Source organism: Streptomyces sp. NBC_01549 (assembly GCF_026339955.1).
GTDB lineage: Bacteria > Actinomycetota > Actinomycetes > Streptomycetales > Streptomycetaceae > Streptomyces.
Genome location: NZ_JAPEPW010000003.1, coordinates 874,359 through 896,229 on the forward strand (window position 1 = coordinate 874,359; position 21,871 = coordinate 896,229).

Here is a 21,871-nt window from a genome sequence, read left to right on the forward strand (position 1 = left end):
TTAGTCCGGTGAATGCCGCCAGGTCCACGCCATCTCGGTTCCGCCCCGGGAACGCAGGGCGACGCACCGCATACTGTCCACAGCTGGGGCGCCGAGTACCAGCTCTCTGGCGGTCTTCGGCGTGTCGAGGCGGGCCGCGTCGGTCACCGGCAGGGTGTCGCGGCACGCCGGAGTCGTGTCAGTTCGGTGGCCGACTCGCAGTGGAGGCGGCCCTGGTGCACCGAGAGTTCGCGCGGCAGGCTCATGAAGCGAACGGCTGGTCCGCTGAGGGCGGCGGGGGCGTAGTGGGTGCGGATCCAGCCGAACTGGATGCGTCGGCCGTCCGCCGTCCAGTACGACTGCGGAGCGTAGAAGCGGTCGCCCACGTCCACTACGCCGGCTTCGCGTACTTCGAAGCCGATGCCTGAGGTGGTGCCGGTCATCTACCAGATCGCAGGCCCCCTCGCCGTCGTCGTTCGTGGATGACGGAGACCAGCAGAGCTCCGGTGTCCTCCACGGCGAAGTAGCCTGGGCACTCCCATACCGCGCCCGGTACCTTCGAGCCGGCCCGGTCGACGAAGACTCCGTTGTGGTCCCACGCCCGCGGGTCGGGCGAGGACAGCGCGAACACCGAGCCCCCGTGCTCGCGGCGGGTGCCCGCGACGAGCTGTCGCCACCGGCCGTCCTCCCTCCACACGCTGTAATCGCTGAATCCGGTGATGTCGGCGGCGGGCGGAGCAAGGACAAGGGGGTTGGCCGGGTCTTTGACGAAGCCCGACAGGCCGTCGTCGGCGGCGCGTGCGAGACGGGGGAGTTGGGCGTCGCCGAGTACACCGGTGTAGAGGTATCGAGACGCCACCGTCGTGCTCGACCGCGCAGCCCGCGGTCGCGTCGTAGGGCGCGGTCTCCTGCGGGCCGGGGAAGAGCGCCACCTCGTGCTCGGTCCAGGTGAGCAGGTCCGGGGAACTGGCATGGCCCCAGCGCGGGTTGGTGAAGTCGGTGCCGTCCGGGTACTACGGCCGGGTCGGCGGCCGCAGCACCAGCGGGGCGGTCAGGCTGTGGTCCGCGAACAGCGCTTCCAAGGCCCCGCGCCGCCGCTCGTATGGCCAGCCGGTCAGGTCGGTGCCGTCTTCGCCACACCGGCCCCGCGCCGGGCGCGGGTGCGGGTCAGGTGACGGTCCAGTCGCGCAGCTGACGGGCGATCCGGGCGACGCCGAGTGCGCCGGAGGCTGCGTCGCGCACGAGCGCGACGGCCGCCTTGGGGGGGTAGTCGAGTTCGCGCGCGTTGAGGATCAAGTATGCCTCGGTCGCGTGCCAGGCGAAGGCCTCGTTGGAGTGTTCCAGACACGGCAATTTCGCCAGGGTCTGCAGCAGCGCGGCGGCCCTGAGGTACAAGGATCCGTAGATGTCGCGCTCCATCGCCCTGGCGTTGACGCGGGCGACAGCGGCGTAGAGCGGTCCGTAGTCGTCGACCTGCGGATCGCTGTCGAGCAGTTCGGCGGCGTGCAGCAGGAAGGTGACGTCAAGCGGGTGGAGCGGTTCCGGCTGGGTCACGCGGCGTGACCTCGCTCTTGGTGCTCGATTTCTCGCTGCGCTTCCTGCTCGGCCGCACGCTGCTCGGCGCTGGGATCCAGGTTGCTGGGTTCGGCCGCGAAAGCCGCGCTGCTACGGGCCATGGATGCCTTGAAGCCGTCCAGGAACCGCTGTTCTACGGCGGTCGCCCGGTCATAGGCGGCTGAGAGAATGTACTCCTGCATGCTGACCCCCGCCTGCTTGGCCGCTGCCGCGATTGTGGCTCGCTGCGCAGGGTCGGGGAAGCGCAGGCTCATCGCTTTTGGATCCGTCATGGTATCTACGGTACCAGCGATACCATGACTCGTCTCGGGGGAGAGCACTCCGAAACCGACGCGCGGACAGCGGTCACCGGCAACTCACTCACACCTGGGTGCATGCCCATACGCTCTGTAATGTGTGGAGCACGCCGTGGTCGAAGCACCATGCGTACGTGGGCGAGGCTGTGCTGGGTGTGCTGGCCTTCTAAGCTTGGCGTTTATGCAGCTCTGCTGCTTGTGCATCCGGCCCAGCAGCTCAACGGGCAGGTCCGCAAGCAGGAAGGCCAGCCGCGTCACGTCATAGCCGGCTCTACCTTTCTGTCTGGGTTGGTCCTCCCGTTCGTAGGGTGGGGACGCCCAGGGAGGTGGGTGTGGCTTGTAGCCGGCTGCCGTTCGTGGCTTTCGATGCTTGGCCGCCTGCCTCCCCACGACGACTCGGCCGCCGATTGGGAAGTGCGAATGTGTCGCTGTGTAGAGCCTTGCCGGCGAGGTCGTCAGTGGTACTTAAGGAAAGTACGACCTGATGGAGCACGATGAGCCGGATATGGGTAGGGACCGACTGTGGCAAGAGCCACCACCACTGCCTGGTCATGGACACCGACGGTGACACCCTGCTGTCTCGACGGGTGCCCAACGACGAACCTGAGCTGCTGGAACTGATCGGTGATGTCTTGGACATCGCCAGTGGAGACCAGGCGACCTGGGCGATGGACATGACGGGTGGTGAACCCGCCTTGTTGATCGAGTTGCTGCTCAACCACGGCCAGGAACTCGTCTACATTCCCGGTATCGCGGTCAACCGGGCCACCGACAGCTACCGGGGCGTGGGCAAGACCGATGCCCGGGATGCCAAGGTGATCGCGGATCAGGCCCGTATGCGCCGTGATCTGCAGCCGATCCGACCCGCCGACGAAGCCGCCATTGAGCTACGGCTGCTGACCGAACACCGCTCTGACCTGGTTGCCGACCGGACCCGGACCGTGAACCGGCTGAAGTCCCTGCTCACCGGCATGTTCCCGGCCCTGGAACGTGCCTTCGACATGGGCACCACCGGCGCTCTGGTTCTGCTCACGGGCTATCAGACACCGGTGGCGATCCGCCGGGCGGGCAAGCGACGCCTTGCGACGTGGCTGCGCAACCGCAAGGTCCGCACCCCCGACGCCGTCGCGGCCAAAGCACTGGATGCCGCTGACCGTCAACACACCGCCGTTGCCGGGGAGAAGGCCATCGCGAGGATGGTCCACACCCTGGCGAAGGAGGTAATGACCCTCAACGAGAAGATCGCCGAGACCGACCAGCTCATCGAGGGACGGTTTCGCGAACACGAACTCGCCGAGGTGATCGCTTCCATGCCCGGCATCGGGCCGATCCTCGGAGCGGAGTTCCTCGCCGCGACCGGCGGCAGCTTGGATGCCTTCCCCACCGCTGACAGACTGGCGACCTTCGCCGGGGTGGCACCCGCGCCAAAAGACTCCGGCCAGATCAGCGAGAACCACCACCTGTCCGCGTACTCCCTGAAGTGGCTCTGGCAAGATTTTCGTAGCCGGAGATCACCTCGGTGACACGATGGGCTGGTCCGCACAGCGGGCAGCCTGTGGCTGTGCTCTGTTGAACTGGCAAGTCTGTTACCGCAGTTGGCTGATGTGCTGGTGGTCTCGGTCCAGGTCTCCGATGCTGTCGTGACGGTCCGCGCCCGCACGAGAGCCAGTGTTTCGGCAGGATGCACGGGATGCGGCCGGCTCAGCACCTGGTGCCATAGCCGCTATGAACGGCTCCTCGCCGATATCGCACTCGCAGGCCGGTCTCTGCGCATCCGCTTGTCGGTACGCCGCCTGTACTGCGAGAACCCGACCTGCCCGAAGAAGACCTTCGCCGAGCAAGTTCCGGGGCTGACCGTGAGATACCAGCGGCGCACCCCACAGTTGCAGCGCCTGGTCGAGGCCGTCGGTGTGGTGCTGGCCGGCCGTGGCGGTGCCCGGATGCTGCGGATCCTGAACGTCACGCTCTCGCGGTGCACCGTCCTGTCTCAGCTGATGCGGGTGCCGCTTCCGCCATGGGAGACACCCCGGGTGCTGGGGGTGGACGATTTCGCGCTCTACGGCGACACCTACGGCACCCTCCTCGTCGATGCCACCACCCGGCTTCCGCTCACCCTCTGGGAGGGACGCGACTCGGAGCAACTCACCGGGTGGCTCCGCGAGCATCCAGGTGTCGAGGTCGCCTGCCGTGACGGCTCCCTCGCCTACCGCCACGGTCTCACCGTCGGCGCCCCTGATGCCGTGCAGGTCAGCGACCGATTCCATCTGTGGCAGGGCCTCTCTCGACGCGTCCAGGACATCGCCTCCGCCCACCGCAGCTGCCTGCCCGCAGCACTGCCCCCGGTCAGTGCGACCGATCCGGCACTGGTCGAGGAGAGCGGCGAGAACACCGCGGCGGACACACGGGCAGGGCGGCATGCCCGACGGCTGTTCGAGGCCGTCCAGGCGCTGTCCCGCACCGGCCGGAGCCACCGCTCGGTGGCCAGGGAACTCGGCCTGGACCGCCGCACCGTGGGCAAGTACGCCCGAGCCCGAACCTGGCAGGAAGTGATGCGCCGGCCGCCCCGCAAGCCCTCCGCCCTGGACCCCTACCTTGACTACCTGCAACAACGCTGGGACGAGGGGCAGCACAGCGCGAAGATCCTGCACGAGGAACTCCAGACCAAGGGCTACTTCGGCCACTACCAGCGCGTGAAAATGGCCGTCGCACCCCTGCGCCGGGGCCTGCCTCTGGACGAGCCACGGCAGCGGCCGCCCTCCCCGCGCGGGGCCGCCCGCTGGATCACCACCCATCCGAACCGCCGAAGCCCACACATCAACGACTGCCTGGCCCGGCTCCTCGACCAGTGCCCTGAACTCCGGCACACCCACGACCTGGTCCGTCGGTTCGCCGTAATGCTCGACAACCGTGACGCGGCACCCCTGGCAGGCTGGCTGGACGACCTCGCAAACAGCGGGCTGACCCCTCTCGCCGGCCTCGCCAGAGCCTTGCGCGAAGACCGGGATGCCGTCACTCAGGGAATCGCCACCCCTTACAACTCCGGGGTCAACGAAGGCCGCATCACCGACGTCAAGCTACAGAAACGCCTGATGGCCGGCCGCGCCGGCGTCCCCCTTCTCCGTCACCGCGTTGTCCTGATCGCCCACTTCCGCCGCCGCGATGCGGACCGGCCCATCGTGTCACCGAGGTGATCTCCGGCTACGAAAATCTTGCCAGAGCCACTTCAGGGAGTACGCGGACACGCGGTCGCGCACCACCCCGATGAATGGCTCAATACGATCGCCCACGGCCAATGCATCAGCCTCACCCCCGAAGCGACCGCCCGCTTCTACCAACACCCGGACGTCGTTTACCGCCCCGTGACAGGCGTCAGTCCCAGCCAGATCGGTGTCGCCTGGCCCCGCACCCAACCGGTTGACGACACCGTCAATGCCTTCGTCCTTAGCTGCCGCGCCGTATGCAACGACGGCACCCTCGCAGAGACCAGCCTGATCACGGGCAGGTGATCGCGACCAAGCCGATATCGCGCAGTCAACTCAGCAGTCATCCAGACCGGCGTTACAGAACGTCACAGATCGCCGGTTCTGAAACAGCTTCTCACCCTGGCTGTTCCCTGGCCGCCGGGCGGGCCAGCCCTTCCGCCCGGACCATCTGTCCGCACTCCTCAACGAGATCGGCGTCCCAGTGGCCGCCGCCCGCGGCGCCGCCATCCGGCAACAACTCCTTGAGAGGCCCGCTCCCGTCGTCGCGGACGCCCTCGGCTACCACGACAAGACCACCACCCGCCTGCTCAACGAGACCGGCGGAACGTGGAGCCGATACGCCGCTGGAGACCACAAACGGTCGCCAGCAGGCTGGACTCCGCAGGAAACTCACGGCAGTTGAACCACGCCACGAAGTGGTAGGCCAGGGCACTCCCCGGCCTGCGACTGCCTCACGAAGTTGTCGGCGTCTGCTCATGGCCGGCATAGGGCCGCGTGATGATCTCCACGCCGTGCCCGGCCGGATCCGTGAAGTACGGTCCGCGCCCACCGTGGTGGTGGTTGAACTCTCCCGGCTGCTTCAGATGCGGATCGGCGTAGTACGTGATCCCGGCCTGCTGGATACGCGCGAAGGCCACGTCGAACTCCTCGTCGGAGACGAGGAACGCGTAGTGCTGCATGGCGATCGACTCCGCCGGGATGGCGGCGAAGTCCAGGATGACCCCGTTGCTGGTGGCCACGGGAATGAACGGGCCCCACGCGGTCCCGGCCTCAAGCCCCAGGATGTGCGCCAGGAACTCGGCCGACTCCCGGTTGTCCCGGGCATGGACGATGGTGTGATTCAACTCGACCGACATGTGGAATGCCTCCGCGAGGCACCTCACGGCACCTCCATGCCTCACCCAGCCGGTGACCGACACGCGATACGTGCGCATGATCCTAAACAGCAGCGCTGACGCCGTCGAGGCGTCTTCCGAGGAGGTAGACCTTTTCGGCCACGGAGCGTCACCCATCCCCAGCCCAGGCCGAGAACTGGCGACAGTTGAATACGCGAGCCCACCAGTACCGTGGGCCGGATCTCCCGCGGACGAAGCCGGTGCAGTTTGAGCCGGAGCGGATGGCGGGGCGCCGACGCTCGCCGTCGGCGCGGCTGGGCAAGCCGCCTGTTTGAAACGATTCTGGAGCTTCGACCTCTCAAGCGGATACCAGGACACCGGCCCGAAAGCGAGTCGTTTTTCAGCCAACGCTAGTTGGTCGCCAAGTGGGCACCTTTCGCCCCAAACCCCCAGTGGTCCCAATTCGTCGTCACCAACCTGCCACAACGCGTGAGCGCTAGCGGTATGGTCCCTTGCCGAACGCCACTAGCGGACCCAGGACTTCCGGGGCAGTCATGGCACGATCCCGTGCTGCCCTCAGCCCGCCCCGTCGTCGACCCCTGCTCATGCACGCCCTCGTCCGTTCCCAGGAGATTCATGTCGGCCGCCCTCACCGTTGCCCGCATCGATGGGTCCTCGGCCCTGGGACGCTTAACGCGGGCACGATCCCGGGCGGTGCTGCGCAAAGGCGTCGAGGGCCGCCGCTGTGCCCCTCAGCGGCGGTCCTGAAGACGCTGACTCGTTCCGGCCTGTTGAGGCTGCCCGCCGTGATCGGGCACGTCGGCGAGTGTTTGTCGAGGGAGGCCGTTCCGAGCAAGGACGCCGGTTCGGTGCCTGCTCCCCTCGGGCTGCTTGCGCCGCACACATCCGCCGCCTTCGCCCGGCTCCGCTTCGCAGCATCGGACCCGTTCAGCCCAGCCGCGGCTGTGCCCGCCCCGGCGCCGCCCCGCACACACACCCCGCACACCGACGGCTTCCCCATCTGAGGACCTGATGACCGAACTCATACTGAGCGCCGCCACGTTGCTGACGTTGGCCGGCGTCGGTTCCGCATGGCACTTCCGGCGCAAACGCGACCGGGCCGAACGCCAGGCCGAGCTTCTGCGTCGGCATGCCGACCTGCTCACACAGCAACTCCTCGCGGCGGAACAGTGCGTGGGGTACGTCGCGGCCACCGTGGTTCCTGCGGCTGTGGGCGGCAGGCCGGGCAGCGGCGGTCCGGGGGGCGAACTCGTCGTACCGCCGCATCTCGACGGCACTCAGCTCGCCGAGCGGCTACGCGCCCTGCCTGGTGCTGTTGCCTCTGCGGTGGAACAGGTCCGGACTCAGGAGCGGACGGCTGCCGCCCAAGCCGCCGATCAGGTCCGTCAGGACGTCGAGCGGCGGGTCGCGCAGGTGCGACAGGAGTCCGTGGGCGTGGCCCGGGCCGCCGTGCGCGGCTTCGCGAACAACGTGGTGGCGCGGGCGGCGATGCTCGGCCGGACCGTCAGCCACGGTGTGCGGCGGCATGTCTCGGACGAGGCGTACGCGACGCTGGTGGAGATCGACCACCTCGCGCAGCAGATGCTGCTCACCGCCTCGGGGTATGCCGTACTCGCCGGGGACAAGCTCTCCCGGCGCTGGCCCGCCACCACGCTCACCGACATCGTGCAGGCCGCGATGGGCCGGATCGAGGGATACGAGCGGATCAAGCACCCGGAGATGGGATCCGTCGCGGTCGAGGGCCGCGCGGTGGAGGCGGTCGTACACGCCCTGGCCGTGCTGCTGGACAACGCGCTGCGCTACTCCCCGCCCTCCGCCAGTGTCCACGTCTCTCTCGAACAGGGCCACCACGCCTGCTTCCTGATCATCGACGACGCCGGACTGCGCATGGACGACGAGCGCCTGCTGTGGGCCAGCGACGTGATGTCCGGCAAGCAGCGCAACGACATCACCCGCCTGGGCGCCCACCCCCAGACCGGGCTGCGCGTGGCGTCCGTGCTGGCGGAGGACTACGGCTTCCGCGTCGAGCTGACCGCACCGAACATCTATCAGGGCACGCGAGCCATGCTCGTACTGCCGAAGAACCTGCTCACCAAGCCCACGCCGGCCGAACCCGTCGCCTCTCCCGTGCCCTCGGACGCCGCCGTGGAACCCGAACTGCCCGCCGCCCCGGCGACCACCACCGCCAGCGGCCTGACCGTGCGCCGGCGCTCCGCGGCTCCCGCGGTGTCCCGGCGCACGGCAGAGCCCACCGCTGCCGAGCCCGGCCGTCCGGCTGTCGCCGCGGCCTGGGCCGAGGGAAGCCGCCACGGCCGACAGGGCGAGCCCTCCCAGACCTCCGCTGGCCACGACGCTGCACACGACGAAGGACACTGACCGTGCGAGACACACACTCCAACAGCCTGGGCTGGCTGCTCGACCAGGAACTCGGCACCGTCGAAGGCGTCCGCTACGCCGTACTGATGAGCAGCGACGGACTGTTGAGGGCCCGGACCGAGACGATCAGCCAGGACGACGGGGAGAAGTTCGCCGCCCTGACGGCCGCGCTGCGGGCCGCGGGCAAGGCGTGGGATGAGTTCACCGGCGGCGAGGGCATGCGCCAGCTGCTGATCGAGTCGGTCGGCTGCATCGGCCTGACGACCACCGCCGCGAAGAACACCATGCTGTCGGTGTGCACCACCGGGCCCGACGCCGACGTCGGGCTGATCTCCCATCACATGGTGCGGCTGGCCAGCCGGGTGGGGCACGAGATGACCACCGCCGATCGCCTGCCCACCGGGGAAGGCGGCTCGCCGGCATGACGGGGCCGCGGCGTGACCCCGACATGGTCAGGCCCTACGTCCGCACGGGCGGGCAGGTCCGCGCCCGGGACGATGTGCGCCTGGAGAGCGTGGTCGTCGCCGCGACCGGTCCCACGGACGCCCTCGGCCCGGATGCCCGCCGGGTGATGCGCCTGTTCGGCGGCGCGGGGGGCGGCCTGGCCGTCGCCGACATCGCCGCCGCACTGGAGTTGCCGCCCTCGACGGTGCGCATTCTCGTCTCCTCGCTGATGGACTCCGGCCACCTGTCCAGCCCGGTCGCCGCGACCGGCCACCAGCCCGACTTCGACCTGCTGCAGGAGGTACTCCGTGGACTACGCTCCCTGGTCTGACCCGTCCGTCACCTACGTCCCGGCCACGGTGACGCGGTCGGCCAAGATCGTGGTCGCGGGGGGCTTCGGCGTCGGCAAGACGACGTTCATCGGCAGTGTCTCGGAAGTGAAGCCGCTGCGGATGGAGGAACCCATCACGCAGGCCAGCGTCGGTGTGGACGATCTGCGCGGCACTCCGCACAAGACCACGACCACCGTGGCGATGGACTTCGGCCGCATCCACATTGCCGGCGGCAGGATCGCGCTGTATCTCTTCGGGCTGCCGGGGCAGTCCCGGTTCCGGCCCCTGTGGGAGGACCTGGCCGAAGGCGCGCTGGGCTGTCTGGTCCTGGCCGACACCCGCAACCTCGACGCCTCCCACGACGCACTCGGTCTCCTGGACAGCGGGGGCGTGCCCTATGCCGTCGCCATCAACGCCTTCCCCGACGCCCCGAGTTACCCCGAGGCCGAGCTGCGCCAGGCCCTCGCCCTCGAACCCTTCACTCCCCTGACTGTCTGCGACGCCCGCAACCGCACGTCCTCCTTGCATGCCCTGATCACGCTCACCGAGTATCTCTCCGAGCGCCGCTCAGCCGACCCCCTGGAGCCCCGCCGATGACGATGCCTTCCGCTGAGTCCACGCCGACGAGCCCGCCGAACCGGATCGCCCTCTACACACCCGAGTTCGCCGCCGACCCGCACGCCATGTACCGGCAGATGCGCCGCGCCCACGGCCCGCTCGTCCCCGTGGAGCTGGCTCCCGGTGTGCCCGCGACCCTGGTGATCGGCTACTACCAGGCCCGCCGCATCCTCAACGACCCGCTGCACTTCCCCGCCGACCCCCGGGCCTGGGAGAAGCTGATCCCCGCGTCATGCCCGGTGCGGCCGATGATGGAGTGGCGTCCCAACGCGCTGCGTTCCGGCGGCGCCGAGCACGCCCGCTACCGTGCCGCGAACACCACCGCCATCGACGCGGTCGACCAGCACGAGTTGCGGGCCCTCGTCGAGAAGGTCGCCTCCAGTGCCATCGGTGAATTCCGCGCGGCGGGCGAGGCCGATCTGCTCATCCAGTACTCGTTCCCCATCGCCTTCCGCGTCCTCAGCGCGCTGCTGGGCTGCCCGGACGAGATCGGCCGACGCATCGCCGACGGCAGTGTGAAGATCCTCGAGACCACCGACGCCGAACGCGGCAACCAGATCCTCGACCAGGCCGTCCTCGACCTCGTGGCCCTGCGCCGACAGCACCCCGGTGACGACATCACCTCCCGGCTTATCGCCCACCCCGCGCACCTCACCGAAGAGGAGCTGGGCCACCAGCTCACCACGCTCTACGGCGCGGGGATCGGGCCGCTGACCAACCTGATCAGCAACACCATCCTGAAGATCCTCACCGACGAGGAGCTCTCCGCCGACCTGCACGCCGGGCTGTCCACGGTGCGCGACGCCCTGGACACCGTGCTGTACACCGACCCGCCCATGGCGAACTTCTGCGTCTCGTATCCGCCGTATCCGATCGACGTGGACGGGGTGCTCCTGCCCGCCGACCAGCCGGTCGTGATCTCCATGGCGGCCGCCAACAACGACCCGGCCCTCACCGAGGGCGTATCCGAGGGCCGCCTCACGGGCAACCGCGCCCACCTCGCCTGGAGCGTCGGCCCGCACACCTGTCCCGCCCGCTCGCATGCCTACCTCATCGCGGAGACCGCGGTCACCTATCTCCTCGACGCGCTGCCCGAGACGGACCTCGCCCGCCCCGTCACCGAGCTCACGTGGCGCCCCGGCCCGTTCGACCGTGCCCTGGAAGCCCTGCCCGTCGTATTTCCCGCACGCTAAGGAGCCGCCATGGCCCAGCAGCCTCCGCTCGTCCTCGATCCCACGGGTGCCGACCACCACGCGGAGCACCGTGCCCTGCGCGCCCGCGGCCCGGCCACCCGGGTGGACGTACTCGGCGTGGAAGCCTGGTCGGTGACCGACCCCGTTCTGCTCAAACAGCTGCTCACCAGCACCGACGTCTCCAAGGACGCCCGCGCGCACTGGCCCGGCTTCGAGCAGGCGGTCAGCACCTGGCCACTCGCCCTGTGGGTCGCGGTGGAGAACATGTTCACCGCGTACGGCCCCAAGCACCGCAGGCTGCGCCAGATGGTGGCACCAGCCTTCAGTTCCCGCCGCATCGCCGCCATGAAGCCGACCGTCGAGGAGATGGTGACCCGGCTGGTGGACCGCCTCGCGTCGCTCCCCGCGCAGGAGCCGGTCGATCTGCGCCAAGAACTCGCCTACCCGCTGCCCATCGGGGTGATCAGCCACCTCATGGGTGTGCCGGAGAGCCAGCGGGGCGACTTCCGCGTCGTCGTGGACGGTGTCTTCGACACCACGCTGAGCCCCGCGGAGGCACAGACCAACACCGCCCGTGTGTACGGGCACCTGGACGAGCTCATCGCCGCAAAGCGCAGCGTCCCGGGCGACGACATGACGTCCCTGCTGATCGCCGCGCGGGACGACGAGGGCGACGGCGCCCGCCTCGGGCCCGACGAGCTGCGCGACACAATGCTGCTGATGATCAGCGCCGGGTACGAGACCACCGTCAACGTGATCGACCAGGCCGTGTACACCCTGCTGACCCGTCCCGACCAACTGGAGTTGGTCCGCAAGGGGGCGGTCACCTGGGAGGACGTAGTCGAGGAGACGCTGCGCCACGAACCCGCCGTGAAGCACCTGCCGCTTCGGTACGCCGTCACGGACATCCCTCTGCCCGACGGGCAGACCATCGCCCGCGGTGAGGCGATCCTCACCTCCTACGCGGCGGCCAACCGTCACCCCGACTGGCACAGCGACGCCGACACGTTCGACGCGGCCCGCACGGTCAAGGACCACCTCGCCTTCGGCCACGGCGTCCACTTCTGCCTCGGCGCACCCCTCGCCCGCCTCGAGGTCACCCTCGTGCTCCAGAGCCTCTTCGACCGCTTCCCCGGCATCCGCCTCGCCGAGCCGGCCGGTGAACTTCGGCCCGTCGGCTCCCTGATCAGCAACGGCCACCAGCGACTCCCGGTGCATCTCCACACCCACTGAGCACCTGCCCTCGCGCAAGCCGGCCCGTCGAACGTCCACGCTCGCGCCCGCACGGGCGGGGCCCCTGCGCCTGACCGGGTACGCCGTCCGTCTGCAGGCCACCGCGTCGGACGTCAACCACCGGTCAGGCGCGGCCCCTTCCTCTGTGCTGCCCGGTCAGGATTGCCTGGCTGCACGGCTTCCGTCGCCCGCGCATCCGATGGGAAAGCCGCGACGTGACGCTCCCCCTTTGACCTGGACAGCCTGATACTGGGACGGAAGGTCCCGGAGGAAGCAGTCACAGGTAGTGAGCAAGAAGAGCAATACGAGCAAGCGGTACACGGCGGAGTTCAAGCGGGATGCCGTCGCGCTGGCGTTGTCGTCGGACAAGACGGTCACCGAGGTCGCCCGGGACCTGGGGGTGAGTCCGGAGGGTCTGCGTGGCTGGGTGAAGCAGGCCAAGGCCGATCGGGGCGAGGGGCCTGCCGGGGCTCTGACCAGCGCCGAGCGGGAAGAACTCGCCCAACTGCGGCGCAAGGTCCGCGAGCTGGAGAAGACGGTCGACATCCTGGGAAAAGCGACCGCCTTCTTCGCGCAGGACAAGATGAGGTAGACACCGCCGCGCGGTGCCGCTTCATCGACGCGGAGAAGGCATCGGACGGCCGTCTTGCAGGTCACAGCGTGGCGCTGCTGTGCCGTGCACTGGGAGTGCCCGCGCTCTACCTACTACGCGCACCGGGCGGCCGCGTCGGCGCGGCGGGCCGCACGGCGCGAGGAGGAGCGCCTCGTGGACGAGATCCGCGTGCTCCACGCCGGATCACGCGGCGCCTACGGAGCCCCGCGGATTCACGCCGCCCTGCGGCGGACCGGGCGGGCGGTGAACCCGAAGAAGGTCGAGCGGCTGATGCGCAAGCACCGGATCGTCGGGATCACCCGCCGTCGGCGTCGGGGCCTGACCCGGCAGGCAAAGCGGGCGGTGTTCGCCGCCGACCTGATCGGCCGGGACTTCACCGCACCCCGCCCCGGGATGCGGCTGGTTGGTGACATGACCGAACTCGTCACTCTGGAAGGGAAGTTGTATCTGGCGACCTGCATCGATCTCGCGACGCGGGAGGTGATCGGCTGGGCGATGGCCGGCCACCACCGCGCCGAGCTGCCGGTCGCTGCCCTGCGGATGGCGGCCGGACGCGGTGGCCTGGAGGGCGACTGCATCATGCACACCGACCGCGGCAGCGAATACACAAGTGACGAATTCCGAGCCGAGATACGCCAGTTGCGCATGAGGCAGTCGATGGGACGTGTCGGCTCTTGTTACGATAACGCTGCTGCGGAAAGCTGGTTCGCCGTCCTCAAAGCGGAGATCGGTACCACCGTCTGGGAGACCCGCGAGGCTGCCCGGGCCGACGTCTTCCGCTACATCGAGAGACCCTGTTGCCCAATTCGAGGGAATTTGCGTCGATCACTCGGTCGGAGGCAGGCGGCGAGACGGATCCTGCTGGTCAGGGGCGCGTGAATGGGGTCGCCCTACGACAGGGGGTGGCGGCTGTGTCGATGGGATCGGCTTCTGTCGGTGTTCCGGATGGAACGAGTGCGGTCGCACATGCTGCGTTCCCGAAGGGGTGTCTTGCAATGCGGATCCGTGACCAACTCGGGTCAGTCTTCTCGAACGAGGAGTTCCGCGAGGCGTTCGGAGGCCGCGGCCGGCCTGGCATCTCGCCCGGACAGCTCGCCCTGGTAAGCGTGCTGCAATTCGTTGAGAACCTGACGGACCGACAGGCAGCGCACGCGGTGCGGGCCAGGATCGACGTGAAGTACCTGCTGGGACTGGAGCTCACCGATCCCGGCTTCGACTTCACGGTGCTGACCGGGTTCCGGCAACGGCTGCTGGACCACGGCCTGGAGGAGCGGGTGCTGGACCTGCTGCTGGAGCGCCTGGCCGGTCAGGGCCTGGTCAGCGCCGGAGGGGATCACCCGCAAGGCGATCGTCATCACCGGGCCGGGCAAGCCGGACGAACCACCCGCCCAACTCCTGCACGCCCACTGCCGACGACAGCTCATCGCCGACACCGGCAATGGGACCGTACTTCTGCCTGCCAGTGAGCCATAGGGCCTGCTTGAGCCGTGTGCGGGGCCAACCCGCCCGCACGGTTCTTAGGGGGCGGCGGCGCGGCAACGCGCCGCCGCTACCCGACAAGCCGTCGCCGTCGGCGGTATGCGCCGCACCCGCTATCGCGGCCTAGCCAAAACACACCTCGGCCATGTCCTGACAGCCACTGCAGTCAACTTGATCCGGCTCGACGCCTGGTGGACCGGCACCCCGCTCGCCCAGACCAGAACCTCCCGGCTCGCGGCCCTCGAACTCGCCACATGGACCAATTGGGCAACAGGGTCATCGAGATCGAGTACAACCGCAGCCGACTCCGCAGGCATCCCGAGTACGGCTACGTCACCCCGCTCGAAACGAGGACCTTGCTCAGGCAGGACCTCACCCCCGCAGCGTAAACACCCGCTGTCCAGGCCCCGAGGGAACTTCAGCCAGCCATCGCGCCGCTCCTATGCCTCCGGAATATCCACCGGGTCGGCGGTAGCTCCTGGCCCCGCGACACCGGATCGTCCAGCATGAAGCGCGCGGCACTTGTGGGTGCGCCTTGAAGCACTCAGTGCCGGAACATGCGCTATCGGCTCGGCTTCGCTGTCTGCGCCCTACGCCAGGTCCGCCGTCGGCGCCACCCAGTGGCGACCGAGCGTCTTCGTGGATGTGAGGCTCGGTCGGTGCAAGGCCCTCTCCATGTTCGTTGGCGATACGGCGCGTGACACCGCGCGCTTGGGCTTCCCGATCCCGGGCTGGTGTCCCGCACTCGGCCGACGGCCGGTAAGCCCCAACCTGTTGGTTCACTCCTGCGGTGCCTGTGAACGCGCCGTGCTTCGCACCGTTCGCGCGGTGACCGGGCACAGAAATATCCGTCAATCAATTCTTGCGCAAGCATAAGTTGAGTGCTTGACTAAACAGGTGGGTGCTTACTCGAGCGCCATCCGTTCAGGCGTGAGGAGATCGACGTGACCGAAGTTGAACCGACCGTCGAGCCGGTGCCGACGAGCGACGACCTTGTTGCGCTCAGCCAGCGGCATCACTTGCTGTGCATGCCCATGTTCGTCATGTCCACCTTCCCCGCTGACGTGGGCATGGCAGCGGTGATGGAGGCAGTCCAGGCGCATCTGGACTACTGGGCCAAGTTGGAGGAAGAGAGTGTTATGTTCGCCGGCGGCCCGATGCTGTCCGAGGTCGGCTCTGACCCGTGGTCGGGCCACGGCATGATCATCTTCACGGCGCAGTCACTCGCCGCGGCGCACGCCATCGCCGAGGCGGATCCGATGCACGCGAGCGGCGCCCGGCAATACGAGCTGCGTCCGTGGCTGCTCAATCACGTAGTCGTCCCTGACGGGGCGAAGTCCTGACGGATGTTTCCACCTCACTGGCCCGTCACGGGGGTTGCGGTTGGCTCAGCAAGATCGAACGCTGAGTCGTCCGGGATTCGGGCTCAAGCCGGTGCAGATGGCAGCCGACGAGGTGGAAGACGTGCCGGCCGTCGAGGTGCTCGTCCTCCTGTGCCCTTGCCCTCGAAGCTGTGCGGGACCGTCGTATCACGAAGACCCGCAGGCGTGTCACCAACACGGCAGCCCTCCCACTCGGCCCGGCATCGACGGGGACAGTCCGGCCCGTCCGGCCCAGCTCAGGCGAGGCGAGCATCCGACGGGATGCGAGCTCGCCGTGCCTGGCTGTGTCGTCCCTGACAAGAAGGGCCACCCTGGAGCACACGCTGCTTTCTGACCGCCCCTCACCAAGCAGTCGCCGTCGGCTACGGCTTCACCCGTGCCACCCTGTTGATTTGGCCCCCGATGAGCCGGGCGGACGGACCAGACGATGCGAACCGGGGCACGTACGTGCGGGCCCCGGAGCGGGACGCGTGCTGCCGGAAGAGGCCGGCGAGCAGCCCTGCGGCCGCAGCGACTTCGGCCACCCGCACGGCGTGGGCACGGGCCGTCGCACTGGCCGCGGGTCGGTGCTCCGGTGAACCGGCCGAGGGGGTGAAGGGTCTTTGGGGTCACATGGCGTTCCCGAAAGTCTCCTGTCGCGCCCGTGGAGGCTTCCGGGGCTCGAGTACGTGGCTACGCTGCCGGGATGCATCCCATTTCCTTCGGCAAAGTTTCCAGGGTGCCTCGTTCGCTCAGCGTCCATCGCGCAGGCACCCTCCCGGCCGCTCGCCGCAGGTCCGGAAGCTTCCGCCGCTTTCTCACCGTCGCCGCTGCCACCGTGCTCGTCGGCGGCCCGGGACTCGCCTACGGGGCACCCGGGAATACGCCCGCGACCGTGCAGAAGAGCCCTGGATGCATCGCGTCCGGTACCGAGGAAGCCATCAACGCCGCGCTCGTCGGAGAGGGCGCCCAGGCGGTCCTGTGCCCGGGGGCGGTCTTCTCGCTGCACCATGAGGTCAGGTTCACCGCCCCGCGTCAGCAGCTCTACACGCAGGGTCGTCCCACCGGCGCGTCCCGGGCGGTTCTCCGGGTGGCCGACGCGTCGCTGACGAACGCGGTGATGGGCTACTACCAGGAGGGTGCGGCCGTCCGGAATATCGAGGTCGACGGAGACCGCGACCGACTGGGGTGGGCCCAGGGCGGAGCGCTGGTGGAGATGGGTGGCACCAACAACCAGGTGGTGGAGGGCGTGTACGTCCACGACACCAGGTCCTGGTCGGGCATTCACTTCGCCGGGGGGAAAATTCACGACTCGACGCCGACATGCCAGAACGGACGGATCGTAGACAACACCGTCGGCCCTTCGGGCTCGGACAAGGACCGGAAATGGGCCGACGGGATCTCACTTGACTGCGGTCACAGCCTGGTGGAAGACAACACCGTCACCGATGCCACCGACGGCGGCATCGTCATCTTCGGTGCTCCCGGCTCGACCATCCAGCACAACACCGTCACCGCCCGGACGCGCACTCTGCTGGGTGGCATCAACATGGTCGACTACTACCCCACCGACGGCAACTACACCGGCACCGTGGTCCGGGACAACACCATCGACGCCAAGGGCGCGTTCATCAAGGTGGGCATCGCCATGGGCTCGCAGGTGTGGGACTGCCCCACCGACACCGTGTACGGCGGCACGGTGAAGGACAACACCCTGACCGGAGCGCACTTCGGGTACGGCTACGCGGCCAGTGGCGTGCGGGACTGGACCGTGACCGGCAACAAGGACCAGGCGCAGCACGTGGGTGTGGCCGGTGACGGTTGCGGAGGGCACAACTCTCAGCCCGCCGGGTTCCAATTCGACGCCCGGGCAGGGAACTTCCAATCGGAGTTCCGGCCTGCGACCCTCCACTATCTCCTGGGCGTGACGGAAGGACCGGCTTCTCCTGCCAAGTCCTCCGCAACTCCGGCGAGCCGCGCGGCGGAGCCGACCACGAACGGTGGTGCCGCCCCACTCTCGACACCGACAACCAGGGCCTCCGGCGGCACCGCGTCCGGTCTGGCCGCACAGTCGGCCAAGTCTCCCCTGGCCGAGACTGGTGCCTCGGGCAATCTTGGTGTCATGTTCCTCGGGGCTGCGGCGTTTCTGGGCGTGGGCGCCGGACTGTGGCTGACGGCTCGCAAACGACGTACGTCCGCCTCTTGAACCTACCCTTCACCCGGCACGAGAAGACCCCGCGGGTCCGGGGGTGCCCTGCCCGGAACCGCGGGTAGGCCCTGGCAGTCGGCGGCTGTCTGGGTGGTGCAGCTGTTGAGCGGCAGCGCGGACCAGGGGCAGTCGGCTGGCTGCGGCTAGAGGTGAGTACCAGCCCCAGTAATTTGCCGAGCGACCTCACTAACCATCACTGCATCGCAATCCAGATGTAGTTAACTCGCACGTAGATGTGCACTAAGGCCCCGATGACCTCAGCGGCTACGTGCGGATCTATGAGGTCGCCGAGCGGATCCGCTGCAGCGCATGGCTCTAACTGAAGTTGCCGGCTGTCCGGGGCGCCCGGGATCTACCCGTACGGCGCCCGTCAGCGGGATTGCTGCATGGGCATGACCACCCCTCACTCTCGGCCTGCTCGCCGGCTACCCGGCCCGTTCCGTCGCTTCCCTGGAAACACCTGATACGCCGTCGCCTCTCAACGACGAGCAGAACAAGGGACGATCACCATGCACAACCGCAGAGCCTCCCTCGCTGCCATTGCCGGAGCTGTCTCCGTCTCCCTCACCTTGTCCGCCTGCGGCGGCGAGAACAGCAGCGAGGGCAGCCCCAAGGGTGGCACCATCGGCATTGCCATGCCGACGAAGGCCTCCGAGCGCTGGATCGCGGACGGCAACAACGTCGTCACGGACCTGCAGGCCAAGGGATACAAGTCCAAACTGGTCTACGGCGAGGACGACCCGCGGACCCAGGTCTCACAGATCGAGAACCTGATCGCGCAGGGCGTTGATGCGCTGATCATCGCGGCCATCGACAACAAGTCGCTCAACAACGTTCTCCAGCAGGCCGCTGCGGCCAAGATACCGGTGATCTCCTACGACCGGCTTATCCTCGGCACCAAGAACGTCGACTACTACGCCTCCTTCGACAACGATCAGGTCGGCCGGCTCCAGGCCCGCTACATCATCGACAAGCTCGGCCTGGAGCACGGCAAGGGCCCGTTCAACATCGAGCTGTTCGCCGGCTCCAGCGACGACAACAACACCAAGTACTTCTTCGACGGCGCGATGCACCTCCTGCAGCCGTATCTGGACAGCAAACAGCTAGTCGTCCCGTCCGGGCAGACCGCGCTCAACCAGGTCACCACCCTGCGCTGGGACGGCGGGACCGCGCAGAAACGCATGGACGACATCCTCACCAAGTCGTACAGGAGCAGGAAGGTCGACGCGGTCCTGTCGCCGTACGACGGCATTTCCATCGGCGTCCTGTCTGCGCTGAAGTCGGACGACTACGGCTCCGCCGGCAAGCCCCTCCCGGTCATCACCGGTCAGGACGCGGAACTGGCCTCGGTGAAGTCAATCCTCGCAGGCGAGCAGACACAGACTGTCTACAAGGACACCCGCGAGCTCGCGGAGGTCGCGGCGAGCATGGTCGACGACGTACTCACTGACCAGCCGGTGAAGGTCAACGACACCAGCACCTACAACAACGGCGTCAAGACCGTGCCCGCCTACTTGCTGCAGCCAACGAGCGTCGACAAGACCAACTATGAGGTTGCTCTTGTCGCGGGCGGCTACTACACCGACGCCGAGCTCAAGTAGCCGTACACCATGGCGCCCCTGGGTGGGGGCCGCGCTCGGTATGCACAGAACGCTCAGTAGCCCCACCGGTCGGCGCACCTCCAGCCCGGCCAACCGTGGCGCTTGCGGCCGGCGGATGCCCCTTTTCTCACCTGGGCGCGAGCAGACCCGCCTGCGGGGGACGGACGACCTGGATGTCGAGCTCGATGCGGATGGTGGTGCCGATGGCTGCGATGCCGTGGGCGAGCATCTTCTGCCAGGTGAGGGTGAAGTCCTCGCGGTGCAGTTCGGTGACAGCCTTGCAGGCCGCGCGCGGCTCGCCTTCCATGCCTGTGCCGAGCCCGAGGTAGGTGGTGTCCAGCTTCACGGTGCGGGCCACGCCGCGCAGTTGAAGTTCAGATAGGGATAGACGGCCACGTCGAGGAAGTCGGACGAGCGCAGGTGGTCGTCTCTCCTGGGGACGCCGGTGTCGATGCTGTCCGCCTCGATGTGTACCTCGATCTGGGAGTCCCGTATCCGCTCGGCGATCCACAGGCTGCCGGAGAATCGGTTGAACCGGCCGTGGATCTCGGCAAGGCCGATGTGCCGCGCGATGAACCAAATAGCGGTGTGGTCGGGGTCGGTGTCCCAGCGACCCGGTTCCGGGGCAAGCGGCAGCGGCGCTGCAACCAAGCCGATCACCCCGGCCGGCGCACTCGCGCCCCGGGAACACCTGGACCGAAGTATGGTGCGGCTGGAAACCGTCGCAGGTCACGGACAGCTGGTAGGCGCCGGGCGGCACGGCAGCGGTGAACAGTCCGTAGGCGTCGGTACCGCCTTCCACCAGGTGCCGCCCTGCCTGGTCGAGAACGGTAACCGCCGCCGGTATCGGCGGCCCCACCGGATCCACCACCTGGCATTCCACCCGGCCCTCGTCCTCGGGCATCCGACCTTCCTCGCGACGACCCGTCGGCAGCCGCTCCGCCCGGGAGAGCCGACACCTCTCCGCGCGGTCCCCCGCACTGATCCCCCGACGGCCCGGCAGCGACGGGGGACGACACTGCCGGGCCGAGACGTCCTCGCACAGTGCTCGAACGCCGGGCCTGCTGCGGCCCCATTGAACCGGCTCGGGTTCGCCGGACCGGCAGGCATCCGCAAGGCGGGCCCTTTCGGGCCCGTTGAGATGCCTGAACGGGCGACCGTAAAAAACGTGCCGGCCTCGGCGGAGGTCCCAGGTGGGCCGACGGCTCGCCCTTTCGGACCCGGACCTGCCCCGAGGGCCGCGGCACGGCGGCCAGGTGTCCTACGGTTGGGGCTCAGGTCGGTTGCGCGCCGCTCCCCTGGCAGTACGCGTGGCCGACCCTCCCTGTGTGGTCCTCCAGCAGGCCGCTCCACCCCCACGGTGAGAGACCCGTGCTGCGTGGCGACTTGACCTTCCGTGAAACCGTCGGAGAACGAGGGTGCCGGACCTTGCCGAGGGAAGGAGGAGTGACATCCCTTTGTCCGTACACAGCCCGTCCAACCGACGATGTGAGGCCCGCTTCCCCGGATGTCACCGAGGGCTGCGGCCGGTACGGCGTGTCGGCTGCCGGCACCAGGAGGCATGGCGTTTCACACGGTCCTCGCCCCTCGGCCGGGCCGGCCATGTGCGTCGGAAACAGCGGGCGGCGTCCGGTGGGTGGCCTCGCACGGTGGAGGATCGGCCGTCCTACGCGGCCAGGTGCCGTGCCGGGCGTCGCCCGTCCGCTCGGCATGGGCAGACCCGGCCCGGTGCACGAGCCGCACGATCAGCGACTACTAGAGAGGGACTCGGAGATGGCAGAGGCACAACCCGCGACCGAGAACGAAGGTTCGCCTGACTCTCCCGCGGTGTGGCACCAGCCCTTGCCATGGGCGCCGCCTGAGGAGGTGTCGGTACCCGCGGAGTCCGCTCCCGGAAAGCCGACGGAAGCTCGCGGCCCGGATGAGGCGGCGCCCGCGGAACCGCTACCGGAGACGGTTGCGGCCGTAGCCCAACCGGGCGAGACGCGGGGTCGCCCGGCTGAGCAGTCTGTTCCGGAGGAAACGAAGTCCCCGGAGCAGGAGAAACAGGCGGTACACAAGTGGATCGGCACGTTCGCCGCCCTCGCTTCGGCGCGGGCGAGACTCAAGCCGGGCGCTGCGGCTCAATCAGCCCCCGCTGCATCAGAGGCGGGTGCAGCTGACCGTGGCACGGGGCTGCTCAGCGGTGGCCTCCTCAGGCGGCATTTCGGGGATGCGGTCTCC

At 68.4% G+C, this 21,871-nt stretch carries 21 protein-coding genes and 4 pseudogenes; 17 read left to right on the forward strand and 8 right to left on the reverse strand.

The annotated features are described in order from the left end of the window. Positions 1 to 143 precede the first annotated feature (143 nt). From OG819_RS50380 to OG819_RS50395, 4 genes are all read right to left on the reverse strand, one after another. Entirely contained in the window at positions 144 to 422 is a 279-nt protein-coding gene (locus OG819_RS50380; RefSeq protein ID WP_266656455.1) for a hypothetical protein, read from the reverse strand. Continuing rightward, positions 419 to 838, reverse strand: coding sequence for a hypothetical protein (locus OG819_RS50385; protein WP_266656457.1), 420 nt, complete (start codon positions 836 to 838; stop codon positions 419 to 421). The genes OG819_RS50380 and OG819_RS50385 overlap by 4 nt, the downstream gene beginning before the upstream one ends. A gap of 308 nt (positions 839 to 1,146) precedes the next feature. Further along, positions 1,147 to 1,533 (reverse strand): fic family toxin-antitoxin system, toxin component, encoded by a 387-nt coding sequence (locus OG819_RS50390; RefSeq protein ID WP_266656459.1) that lies wholly within the window; start codon positions 1,531 to 1,533, stop codon positions 1,147 to 1,149. Continuing rightward, positions 1,530 to 1,826 (reverse strand): hypothetical protein, encoded by a 297-nt coding sequence (locus tag OG819_RS50395; protein ID WP_266656461.1) that lies wholly within the window; start codon positions 1,824 to 1,826, stop codon positions 1,530 to 1,532. The genes OG819_RS50390 and OG819_RS50395 overlap by 4 nt, the downstream gene beginning before the upstream one ends. Positions 1,827 to 2,344: 518 nt before the next feature. Between OG819_RS50395 and OG819_RS50400 the strand changes: the two genes are divergently transcribed. The 3 genes from OG819_RS50400 to OG819_RS50410 all read left to right on the forward strand — a co-directional run bounded on the left by OG819_RS50400 (position 2,345) and on the right by OG819_RS50410 (position 5,356). Beyond that, positions 2,345 to 3,373, forward strand: a complete 1,029-nt coding sequence (locus OG819_RS50400) for an IS110 family transposase (protein ID WP_266656463.1) — start codon at positions 2,345 to 2,347, stop codon at positions 3,371 to 3,373. Between the two features lie 72 nt (positions 3,374 to 3,445). Then, a complete protein-coding gene (locus OG819_RS50405; protein ID WP_266656465.1) occupies positions 3,446 to 5,041 on the forward strand; it encodes an ISL3 family transposase in 1,596 nt (531 codons plus the stop codon). Between the two features lie 18 nt (positions 5,042 to 5,059). After that, complete coding sequence (locus OG819_RS50410) at positions 5,060 to 5,356, forward strand: LysR substrate-binding domain-containing protein (protein ID WP_266656467.1); 297 nt, start codon at positions 5,060 to 5,062, stop codon at positions 5,354 to 5,356. A 91-nt stretch (positions 5,357 to 5,447) separates the two neighbouring features. Here the strand turns inward: OG819_RS50410 and OG819_RS50415 are convergent, their stop codons facing one another. Together OG819_RS50415 and OG819_RS50420 are read right to left on the reverse strand one after the other, a co-directional pair. Beyond that, positions 5,448 to 5,618 (reverse strand): hypothetical protein, encoded by a 171-nt coding sequence (locus tag OG819_RS50415; RefSeq protein ID WP_266656469.1) that lies wholly within the window; start codon positions 5,616 to 5,618, stop codon positions 5,448 to 5,450. Between the two features lie 166 nt (positions 5,619 to 5,784). Beyond that, on the reverse strand, positions 5,785 to 6,189 hold the full coding sequence (locus OG819_RS50420; RefSeq protein ID WP_266656471.1) for a VOC family protein: 405 nt from the start codon (positions 6,187 to 6,189) through the stop codon (positions 5,785 to 5,787). Positions 6,190 to 7,200: 1,011 nt separating this feature from the next. On the opposite strand from OG819_RS50420, the gene OG819_RS50425 reads away from it, so the two are divergent. The 14 genes and pseudogenes from OG819_RS50425 to chvE all read left to right on the forward strand — a co-directional run bounded on the left by OG819_RS50425 (position 7,201) and on the right by chvE (position 19,648). Then, entirely contained in the window at positions 7,201 to 8,565 is a 1,365-nt protein-coding gene (locus OG819_RS50425) for an ATP-binding protein (protein WP_266656473.1), read from the forward strand. A gap of 2 nt (positions 8,566 to 8,567) precedes the next feature. Next, a complete protein-coding gene (locus tag OG819_RS50430; protein WP_266656475.1) occupies positions 8,568 to 8,990 on the forward strand; it encodes a roadblock/LC7 domain-containing protein in 423 nt (140 codons plus the stop codon). Further along, positions 8,987 to 9,340 (forward strand): DUF742 domain-containing protein, encoded by a 354-nt coding sequence (locus OG819_RS50435; RefSeq protein ID WP_266656477.1) that lies wholly within the window; start codon positions 8,987 to 8,989, stop codon positions 9,338 to 9,340. The genes OG819_RS50430 and OG819_RS50435 overlap by 4 nt, the downstream gene beginning before the upstream one ends. Before the next feature lie 49 nt (positions 9,341 to 9,389). Continuing rightward, positions 9,390 to 9,938 carry an ATP/GTP-binding protein gene (locus OG819_RS50440; RefSeq protein ID WP_266656555.1) on the forward strand — a complete coding sequence of 183 codons (549 nt, stop codon included), beginning with the start codon at positions 9,390 to 9,392 and terminating at the stop codon, positions 9,936 to 9,938. After that, positions 9,935 to 11,152, forward strand: coding sequence for a cytochrome P450 (locus OG819_RS50445; protein WP_266656479.1), 1,218 nt, complete (start codon positions 9,935 to 9,937; stop codon positions 11,150 to 11,152). Before OG819_RS50440 ends, OG819_RS50445 begins: the two co-directional genes overlap by 4 nt. Positions 11,153 to 11,161: 9 nt before the next feature. Further along, entirely contained in the window at positions 11,162 to 12,385 is a 1,224-nt protein-coding gene (locus OG819_RS50450) for a cytochrome P450 (RefSeq protein ID WP_266656481.1), read from the forward strand. A gap of 286 nt (positions 12,386 to 12,671) precedes the next feature. After that, positions 12,672 to 12,977 (forward strand): transposase, encoded by a 306-nt coding sequence (locus OG819_RS50455; protein WP_266656483.1) that lies wholly within the window; start codon positions 12,672 to 12,674, stop codon positions 12,975 to 12,977. A gap of 84 nt (positions 12,978 to 13,061) precedes the next feature. Continuing rightward, positions 13,062 to 13,877 (forward strand): IS3 family transposase, encoded by an 816-nt coding sequence (locus tag OG819_RS50460; protein WP_266656557.1) that lies wholly within the window; start codon positions 13,062 to 13,064, stop codon positions 13,875 to 13,877. Positions 13,878 to 13,915: 38 nt separating this feature from the next. After that, positions 13,916 to 14,329, forward strand: a pseudogene (locus tag OG819_RS50465) (transposase); the annotation flags it as partial. A 244-nt stretch (positions 14,330 to 14,573) separates the two neighbouring features. Further along, positions 14,574 to 14,720, forward strand: a pseudogene (locus OG819_RS50470) (transposase); the annotation flags it as partial. Between the two features lie 11 nt (positions 14,721 to 14,731). Next, positions 14,732 to 14,866 carry a hypothetical protein gene (locus OG819_RS50475; RefSeq protein ID WP_266656485.1) on the forward strand — a complete coding sequence of 45 codons (135 nt, stop codon included), beginning with the start codon at positions 14,732 to 14,734 and terminating at the stop codon, positions 14,864 to 14,866. A gap of 555 nt (positions 14,867 to 15,421) precedes the next feature. After that, entirely contained in the window at positions 15,422 to 15,820 is a 399-nt protein-coding gene (locus OG819_RS50480; RefSeq protein WP_266656487.1) for a YciI family protein, read from the forward strand. 757 nt (positions 15,821 to 16,577) lie between these two features. Further along, complete coding sequence (locus OG819_RS50485; protein WP_266656488.1) at positions 16,578 to 18,044, forward strand: right-handed parallel beta-helix repeat-containing protein; 1,467 nt, start codon at positions 16,578 to 16,580, stop codon at positions 18,042 to 18,044. A gap of 512 nt (positions 18,045 to 18,556) precedes the next feature. Then, the gene (gene chvE / locus OG819_RS50490) at positions 18,557 to 19,648 is read left to right on the forward strand and encodes a multiple monosaccharide ABC transporter substrate-binding protein (protein ID WP_266656489.1); all 1,092 of its coding nucleotides are present in this window, start codon (positions 18,557 to 18,559) and stop codon (positions 19,646 to 19,648) included. Between the two features lie 127 nt (positions 19,649 to 19,775). On the opposite strand, the pseudogene OG819_RS58900 reads toward chvE, so the two are convergent. After that, a pseudogene (locus OG819_RS58900) lies at positions 19,776 to 20,308 on the reverse strand (YceI family protein). A gap of 31 nt (positions 20,309 to 20,339) precedes the next feature. Next, positions 20,340 to 20,552, reverse strand: a pseudogene (locus OG819_RS50505) (carboxypeptidase-like regulatory domain-containing protein); the annotation flags it as partial. Positions 20,553 to 21,871: the final 1,319 nt, after the last annotated feature.